3 protein-coding genes are annotated in these 3,390 nt (G+C 29.7%); 2 read left to right on the top strand and 1 reads right to left on the bottom strand.

All coding sequences use genetic code 11. The features are described 5' to 3' along the window. Positions 1-569 precede the first annotated feature (569 nt). A complete protein-coding gene (locus AC061E_RS16405) occupies positions 570-1,589 on the bottom strand; it encodes a hypothetical protein (RefSeq protein ID WP_478287223.1) in 1,020 nt (339 codons plus the stop codon). Positions 1,590-1,796: 207 nt separating this feature from the next. Between AC061E_RS16405 and AC061E_RS16400 the strand changes: the two genes are divergently transcribed. Together AC061E_RS16400 and AC061E_RS16395 are read left to right on the top strand one after the other, a co-directional pair. Then, complete coding sequence (locus AC061E_RS16400) at positions 1,797-2,312, top strand: RNA polymerase sigma factor (protein ID WP_478287222.1); 516 nt, start codon at positions 1,797-1,799, stop codon at positions 2,310-2,312. A 49-nt stretch (positions 2,313-2,361) separates the two neighbouring features. Then, positions 2,362-3,261: a FecR family protein gene (locus AC061E_RS16395; protein ID WP_478287221.1), complete on the top strand. Its 900-nt coding sequence runs from the start codon at positions 2,362-2,364 to the stop codon at positions 3,259-3,261. Positions 3,262-3,390: the final 129 nt, after the last annotated feature.

The raw sequence follows: 3,390 nt of genomic DNA, 5'->3' as shown, positions 1-3,390 counted from the left end.
TATTATTACTTTTAAAATTATATACCTTCGGGGAGTGGCTATATTCTTCCAATTCAGAATTAAATGTTAATTGGACCCAGCGCCCCACAATTTTATTTGAGTATTCAATTTTACTGATCTCTTGTGCTGATATACATGAACAAAAGAGAAACATCACACATAAATTAAAATAGATTTTTTTCATTTTATTAATTTATAAAATTTTAATAATAAAACAAATAGATGTTCAAAGCAATACTTGTAAATTCTATGAAATATTTTTGGTCTGAGAGACCTATTCTCTAAAAGTAAGATGCATTTTTATGCAAAGTTTTCGCAAAACCTTTGCAAAAGAAAATAAACCCCAAGTAATATACACAGAAGTCTGCACACCTATTTATAAATATACATTTCACACTAATATTTTTACCCATAATCAAACGATAAGTGTAATAATCTAGCAAGAACGAAACGAAAATGGATATTGTATTTGATACAAAGAAATCAACTATTACTGTCGTGATTTGTTTTTTTGAATCATAATTGTAAAGTAAATAACTTTTTAAAATAGTTTCAGCTGATATCAGAAGTTATTTTTTTTCAAAATAAAGATAATTGGTGTTACTACTTAGAGTTCGTAGCCGTATTTGGGAATTATTAAACTCAAATAATTCCCAATATGTATTCAGTTTACTCAGTGATTCTGAACTGAAATTTATTTTTAGTTTTCTTACACCATTCAGTAGTACATATTCCCATTGCCCAGTTTCAATACTACCTCCTTTTGTGGCAACTACCGAATAGTCATTTTTGAATACAAACGAATAACCACTATACAAAGAAGTTTTATCTGAAGCAACAAAAAAATAAGGGATTGTCCATGAACCTTTTGTTATTGTTCCTGTAAAATCTAGGGGCACAATATTATTTTCTGGGCAGGAATCAATAGCATATTTGATAGCATTTTCGAAATCTTGATTATTTAAAATCGTCCTTGGTTGATTATTATGATCTACTATTGAAATAGGATATTGTAAGGAAATATATTGACTAGCACTCAAATTCTTTATAAAATAAAAAAAAGCTTGATCGCTAATGATTGATATGGAACTGGCGAACTGATTAGAACTGTTATAGCTATTTATTGTAATTGGATAATTAATATTTAAACCATTAATCTTACTCAAAAGATCAGGATATAGATTCCAATAATCAATTAAGGATTTAAAATCAGCTTCATTTGGAATCAATTTTTCGAAGTAATTATAGTACACCATCGTTACTGGAAAATCTATTTTTACGATATCATCATCAGTAGCATTTGCAATAATATTATCTACTACTTTTTGATAATCGGCAACTGTATTTACCGCAATGTTTGTATTGTTAACCGTAAGTGTATAAGGAAGTTTTATAGTACAATAACTCGACTTGTCTATTATATTATCTTGTACCGTTTTGACCATTGCAACTCTTTGCAGATAAGTCGTAAGAGGAGAAACATTTGTAACTGTTCCCTGTATATTATTATCCTCTTCTACTATTTCGCTTTGGCAAGATAACAAAACAAGGAAAACTGCTAGTGATATATATTTTTTTAAAGGGAACATATTTCTGTTTTTACAAAGGTAATAAAATTTAAAGAAACTGTTTTTCAATAAATTCAGCATCAAGGTTTTCGGTTTATTGTTATTTTTAAACCAAATTACCTCATGAATATAAAAAACATTTCAGACCTCTATAAAACAATCAGTCTTGTTTTTACCCTACTTAAATTAAAAACAAATACTTTTGCAACATACAAATAGGAAATCTAGATGCCAAATACGAACCAATCTAACACTTGCGACGAAATTATTTTTTCTTCTTTTTTCAAAAGTCATATAAAAGTACTTCGGAATTTTCTTATTTACAAATTTGGTAATAAAGAACAAGCAGAAGATGTTGCACAAGAAGCGTTTGTCAAACTCTGGCAAAACTGCGGTTCCGTGCCAATTGAAAAAGCAAAGTCCTATATTTATACCATAGCAAACAATAGCAGCCTAAATGAAATTGCCCATCAAAAAGTGGTGTTGCGATATGAAAAAAACTTCACTGGTTTAGATAAAACAAATGAAAGTCCAGAATATCTTTTAGAAGAAAAACAATTTCAAACCAAACTATTAAAAGCTATTGAAAATTTAAACGAAAAACAACGGGTGGCTTTTTTGATGCATCGTATTGATGGAAAAAAATATAGCGAAATTGCATTGGATTTAAATATTAGCGTAAAGGCAGTAGAAAAGCGCATTCATTTGGCTTTAGTAAGCTTACGCAAAGAAATTGATTTGTAAAAGTAGGGTAAATGTAGTCCCAGTTGTTTTAACATATAATAGAAGTACGATGAAAGAAAATCAATTACTAGCGAAATGGCTCAACAATGATTTGTCAGAGGATGAATTAGCTACATTTGCAGCAAGTCCAGATTTTGAAAAATATCAAAAAATAAAAAACTATACCGCACATTTAGAAGTAGATGATTGGGATGAAAATGCCATGCTTTCTAATATTCTAAAAAAGAAAAAAATAGAAACAAAAGTGGTTCCTTTATACAAAAAATGGATGTTTCGAGTAGCAGCTATCTTTGTTTTAGCTCTAGGAATTACTTTTACACTCAAAAATTTTGTACCACAAACGCAAACAGCAAACTTTGGTGAAAAAACCATTTTTTTATTGCCTGATGATTCTGAAGTGGTACTAAATTCTGGTTCTGAAATAAATTTTAAAAAATGGAATTGGGACAACAACAGACATCTGGAACTAAACGGAGAAGCGTATTTTAAAGTAGCCAAAGGAAAACGTTTTGAAGTACAGACTAATCTGGGGAAAGTTTCCGTTTTAGGAACGCAATTTAATGTAAAAGCCCGAAAAAACAGGTTTGATGTAGTGTGTTATGAAGGACGTGTAAAAGTAAATTATGGAAATGCTCAAGTGCTCTTGACGCACGGACAAAGCGTTACTTTTGAAAATGGAAAACAGGTGAATAGAAACACAACCACTTTGAAACCAGAATGGATGGACAATCAAATCACTTTTTATAAAGAAAACATTAAATCCTTAGTAGACGAAGTTCAAAGACAGTACAACATTACAATAGAAGTAAACGCAAAGGATACCACGTCCTTATTTACGGGGAAATTGCCAGCCAAAAATCTTGATGTTGCTTTGCAAATTATTAGTACTACCTATAATTTAGAGATGAAAAAAGTCTCAAAGAATAAAATAATTTTTGACGAAAAATAAATGTTGCACCCCAAACAATGTCATTTTTTGTTTTTTACATTTTTTCTTGTCCTGAGTCTTTTTGCTCAGGACAAAGAAAAAATTATGTCTTTTAAAAAAATAATAATTGAGATTGAACAACAACACAAT

This window comes from Flavobacterium sp. GNP011, assembly GCF_056428925.1.
The sequence above is the reverse complement of the archived record's forward strand: the minus strand, read 5'-3'. Positions and strand labels throughout refer to the sequence as shown.